This is a genomic window from Leptolyngbya sp. FACHB-711 (assembly GCF_014695615.1).
Taxonomy (GTDB): Bacteria; Cyanobacteriota; Cyanobacteriia; order Elainellales; family Elainellaceae; genus Leptolyngbya_A.
In genome coordinates this window covers 1-5,078 of the sequence record NZ_JACJOR010000176.1, presented here as the reverse complement: position 1 = coordinate 5,078, position 5,078 = coordinate 1, and the positions used below count along the sequence as shown (strand labels likewise).

4 protein-coding genes are annotated in these 5,078 nt (G+C 51.3%); all 4 read left to right on the top strand.

Features of this window, described 5'->3' with window-relative positions:
* The first annotated feature begins 1,191 nt into the window (after positions 1-1,191).
* The 4 genes from H6F80_RS06250 (at position 1,192) to H6F80_RS06235 (ending at position 4,671) form a co-directional block, all read left to right on the top strand.
* Positions 1,192-2,901, top strand: a complete 1,710-nt coding sequence (locus tag H6F80_RS06250) for a tetratricopeptide repeat protein (protein WP_190790728.1) — start codon at positions 1,192-1,194, stop codon at positions 2,899-2,901.
* Between the two features lie 374 nt (positions 2,902-3,275).
* Positions 3,276-3,446 carry a DUF4058 family protein gene (locus tag H6F80_RS06245; protein WP_190790727.1) on the top strand — a complete coding sequence of 57 codons (171 nt, stop codon included), beginning with the start codon at positions 3,276-3,278 and terminating at the stop codon, positions 3,444-3,446.
* Entirely contained in the window at positions 3,446-3,937 is a 492-nt protein-coding gene (locus H6F80_RS06240) for a hypothetical protein (protein WP_190790726.1), read from the top strand. Before H6F80_RS06245 ends, H6F80_RS06240 begins: the two co-directional genes overlap by 1 nt.
* An 8-nt stretch (positions 3,938-3,945) precedes the next feature.
* Positions 3,946-4,671, top strand: a complete 726-nt coding sequence (locus H6F80_RS06235) for a hypothetical protein (protein WP_190790725.1) — start codon at positions 3,946-3,948, stop codon at positions 4,669-4,671.
* The last annotated feature ends 407 nt before the right edge of the window (positions 4,672-5,078 follow it).

The window sequence follows — 5,078 nt, the reverse complement described above, 5'->3', positions numbered from 1 at the left end:
AAATTAATTCAGAGATCAGTTTACGACGTTTCAAAATCAAGACTAGGTAGATGCTTTTACAGCAAACTGATTAAGCTCGCCAGATAATAGAATTCAACAAAAAGATTAATACAGGTTTAAGGTGTTACTTTACAATTAATTAAGAAACGACTAAACAAAATAATCTATTTCCAAAGACAGATAGGGGAACAAATATTTTAGAGGGACAAGTATAGAAGGACAAATATTGTGGAAGAAATCATTGTCACGCCTGGAATTTGCAACTGGGCAGCTCGTATGTTCGAACTCGTATGTTCGAAACTGCCAGATCCAGTGGTTGATAGACTAAGCCCAATATTGCTTCAGTCACTGCGAGCTGAGAAGATCGCCTGTTAGCAGAGGAAGACAAAGGAAACTCGTCACGTCTTTAGAGGTGACTATAGAGCAATACCGCAGGCTGTAGTAGTTTCAAGCAGATGCTCAAGGGATGTAGAGGCAAGTGCATTGCTACAAGAGGACGTTGCCAGGGTTGCTGGAGGGAAGATGTAATGGTAACTGATGCATTTCACTGCCGTCAACGCCTCAACTCTCTACTGAGCAAAACTTTGTGAATTGACCGCTTAAGATGAAAACCGATGAAGAGTTGAGGTTGAATCAGGTACGTTTAGGTTTCGTAGCACTAAGTTACTGATAGCTGGATCAGATCTTCGATTCAGCCCTGATGGCAAGCAGTAACCCTTTAGCTTATAGAGGAATCAAGATTCCCTTCATCATCTTAATGGCAGTGGGCTTGACAATCACCTTTCTGCGCTACAAGCAGCCCGCTCATTGTGACACCCTCTGTACTGGCACTCAGCCCTGCCAAGCGGGACAGTGCAAGTTTGGAGAGCAAAGAGCAGGCTTTCCCATAACCTTTGCGAAATGCGGAAGGCGGTTCACTCCAAGTGGTTGGGGCAAGGCTGGGCTAGAAGATTATGCCTACGCGAGCCTTGGGGCATTCACTCTTAATGTTGCCTGCTCCAGTCTTACCTTGTAGCTGTTCTTAAGGTTGATTCGATGGCTTTTCTCTTTGTTCCGAGCATCATTCAGAATCAAAGGGTGAACCTTACCGTCTCCATTGGGAGTGAAGTGAGCCGCAACATTGTTTCACGATCGGGGTGCATTGCCGAATGATAGCCAGTTACTCAAATTCCCTATCCCCGTCGAGCCACTATGAAATCTAACGTGCTTTGTGTCAAGCTTCTCCTCCTGGTAGCCCTGCCCGTTCTTGGGATTCTCACCCCGGAGAAAGCGGTTGCCCTGCCTGCTCCAGATCTGAAAGCCAGATTGCTATCAGACATTGCCTTTCAATATGCAAAACTTGGTGATTCGCAAGAGGCCGTTGCTGTTTCCGAGCAAGCACTGGAGGCAGCGGCGGCAATGCAACCCTGCTTTAAGGCAAATTCTCTGGCAAAAGTAGCAGGCAGCTATTTGCTGGTTGGACAGGAGGCAGAAGGCAAGCGATGGGTTGCAGAGGCGATCGAGACTGCCCGCACTCAAGCGGCAACCGCATGTAGCGGCAGCGCCACGTCTCCAACCGAATCGTTAATGAATCGGGCTGGGGAATTTGCCGAAGCAGGACAATTTGAGTTAGCGATCGCGCTCGGCAGTGGGATGGGCGATCCACTTACCCTGTCAGAAATTGCAGCTGATTTGCTGGAAGCAGGACAATCTCAGCGAGCGGATAAGTTACTGAAGGAAGCGATCGCCCAAGCGCAAAAAATTGACGATGCCTACTACCAAACGCAAACGTTAAACAACATGGGCATGAAGCTGGCTCTGGCAGGACACCCTGAACCTGCAAAGGCGGTACTGGAACAGGCAATCACCAGTTCGGCAGCGCTGGATACCGAGAACCCTGAAACGGCTTCATTGCAGAGACACGCTCTCCTTTGGACGGCACGACAGTTTACTGAGCTAGGCGCAAATGATCAGGCGATCGCCGTCCTGGATCAAACCCTCCCAAAAATTCGCAGCCGCCCCGCTGACTCGTTCCCCCTTGACAAAGCGATTCAGCTTGTTGATGCGGCGCTTCTCTACCAGCAGTTGGGTTTGAACGACAAAGCAGTGGCGACACTGGCAGAGGCTTACCAGTTTGCTAGAGCCATTGCCCCTAATAATGCCCGACGAGGTCGAGCTGATGCAGATGCGCTGGGTCAAGCCGCAGTGGGCTATGCCAAGATCGGCGACTTCGAGCGAGCCATGCAGATTGTTCAGGAGATTCAGCCCGCCAGCGCACGACAGGGGACATTGGGAAATATTGCGATCGCCCATGCAGAGGCAGGCAATCTGGAAGCGGCGATCAAGCTGGCGCAGTCCAACCCCAATCGCAACGGCGCGATGATTGGCATCGTCAGACACTATTTGCAGCAAAAGCAGCCAGACCAGGCATGGCAGATTGTCCAGGCACAGCAGGTCAAAGGCATTTTGTCGGAAGTGGCAGTCGGGTATCTTGATGCAGGACAGCCCGAACAGGCACTGCAACTTGTTCAGGCTGGCAAGCTGGAGGGATTCACGCCAGACCTTGTGCAGGGTTATGCTCAGTCGGGGCAACCAGAGCGGGCAATGCAGCTTGCTCAAAGTGAAGGAATCGCATGGCTACTGCCCTCAGTGGTACAGGGGTTTGCCCAGCAGAAGCAGTTCGATGCCGCTTTGCAAACGGCTCAATCCATCGTTGATCCGGTCGATCGAGCACAGGCACTCATTGCGATCGCTCGTGCTTATGCTGAACCGCAAGCTGAGGCACAAGGAACAATTCAACGGTTCATGATGCAGCTGCAGGATAAGGTTGCAGGACTGTTTGGCACCTCCGATCGGGAAAGAGCAGCTGAGGTGTTAGGGCAAGCCTTGCAAGCGACGCAGTCTATCTCCTCAGCGAATTGAAGATTCTCACCCCCAGTACGTCAGCAGCCTTCTCCTACTCCGGTTCGAGTTCGAGACGAATCGCAGACTTTGCGGTGAGAGTTCCTTTCCGATCGCTGCGGTCTGAGCTTGACGCTGCTGCACATAAGCATCTACATCCCGGCCGTGTCAAGGGAACCTCACCCACTGTCATGCTTTGCCTCCCGAATGATGAGCTGCATTCTTGAGACTATGGCGTTCTTGAGACTGTGGTTGGGGTACCTTCTCCTGCTTTACCTCGGTTGTCAGATCGCTAAAGACATAATCGCTAAAGACATAGTGGGACTGAAGCATCCATTTATCAGAAGACAATCTGGGGTTAGAGTACAATCAAGACAATACAAGCGGTTGGGGTCATGCATGCGATCGAGCCAGTTGTACCTTTACAGGAAACCTTTAGCCAGTTCTTTAAGCGTGCTCGCTATGCAACTCGGAGCGATTATCGCCAACCGATTCCCCCGCCTGCCCTCTCTCAAGCAGATCAGCAATGGGGCATTGCCTTGCTAGCACCCCTGCAAGGTGGCTAATGGTGAAGACGTTGCCTGAGAAGTGCTGCAAGTGTGCCATGCTGTCGGCAGAGCAGGCGCAGAAGCTGCATGGTGAGGCAGGGGATGGCTGCTGGAATCCGTCAGTTTGCTATAGTCGCAGATCGTATGCTCGCAATCGCGGTCGTATCAATCAAACGCGCAGCCGCAAACGCAAGGAAGCCGGATTTAAAGAAATCCAGGTCGAATTTGAGCCGCTCAATCAATTGGTATTCGGCGTGTTGGTAGTATATCGCAGCGCAGGAGCAGACACTCCAGTTCACGCAATTGCGGCTGAGATTTGGCAAGGGCAAGAGAAAGTGGCGATCGTTCCTCCGGTTCACTGTGCAGGCATGGTTCCCAGCCAAGTGCATACTTATGTGGGCAAAATGCTGAATGTGCTGGAGGAGCGATACGGCATCAAGAAGTTTGCTAGCCTCACTCGGCTTGATCCAAATTTGTGTTCGATTCGTCCTTGTCCATTACAGGCGTGAGGGCTGAGATGCAACCAATCGAGCAACTGGAATTGCCGTTTTGGGAGATGTTGAAGGAGGCGACGATCGCGCCGGACGAGGCGAATTTGCAGCAATTACTTGATGTCCTGGAAAGCGCTCTGGCTAACCTGGATACCGTTGGGCAGTTGCAGATGGCAGCAGAAGCGATCGCCCAGATTGTGCAGGTGTTTCAGAAACGATCCGTACTCGCGTTTGAAGAGTTGGAGGCGACTGCCAGTGAGGAAGGTCCCGTCATGCCCTTAGATGCCTTCGATCGCTATGTGCGGCAAACGATGGAGGTTGATTTTGAGCTGTTCATCGAACCGATCGAGCGTTTGCCTAGAAAGATGCGAGAACAGCAGGAGCGATTACCCCTTTGGGGAATTGCGGAACAACCGGACGAAATGGGGTCAGTGATAGGGGAGTTAGACCAAGCTGCATTGTTGCAGGCATTAGATGAGCAGATGAGCCAGGCTCCCGGCTTAACCGAGGTAGAAGCTTTTAATAAGGCAATGGGCATTGCGCATGATGAAGATGTTTCGACCTGGACTGAAGCGATCGCCCAGTGCTTGCGGAAGCACCAGATTGCAACCATCCCGCTGGTGCAGCTTCAGCAAATGGTGCGGATGCCATTGGTGCAATTGTGGCTTGCATTGCTGCTAGGCGGGTTTACAATCGAGCAGCGGGGCAAATTCTACGAAACCGAGCAGATTTGGGTTCTAGTCGGCTGTTAAATGCGTCTGTTACTCCCCTTTCGCGGTATGCCCTCAGGCCCCTGGTTAGAAGTCGGCTTAGACAGCCTATTTTGCAATTCCTCGTCGCGTCAATCTTGAGGTTCCTAGATTAACCGCTGCGAGCGATCTGAGTGATCTGTAGGTTTGAAAGGGGTTGATCAAACGGCACGATCGCTCCTGCACTGCTAACCTTTAGGATAGATCAGGTATTTGCATCTAGTAGTCTGCCAAGGGAACTTTGCCTGGTGGGGTTATTTCTGGTAAGGTGACTCAAATCCAGGAAGATCATTATGGGTCAGAAGCGTTACATCGTCGATTTAACGGATGCCGAAGTTCAACAGCTAGAAACCCTGTTGAGGACTGGAAAGCACTCGGCTCGCAAACTGACCCGTGCCCGTATCTTGTTG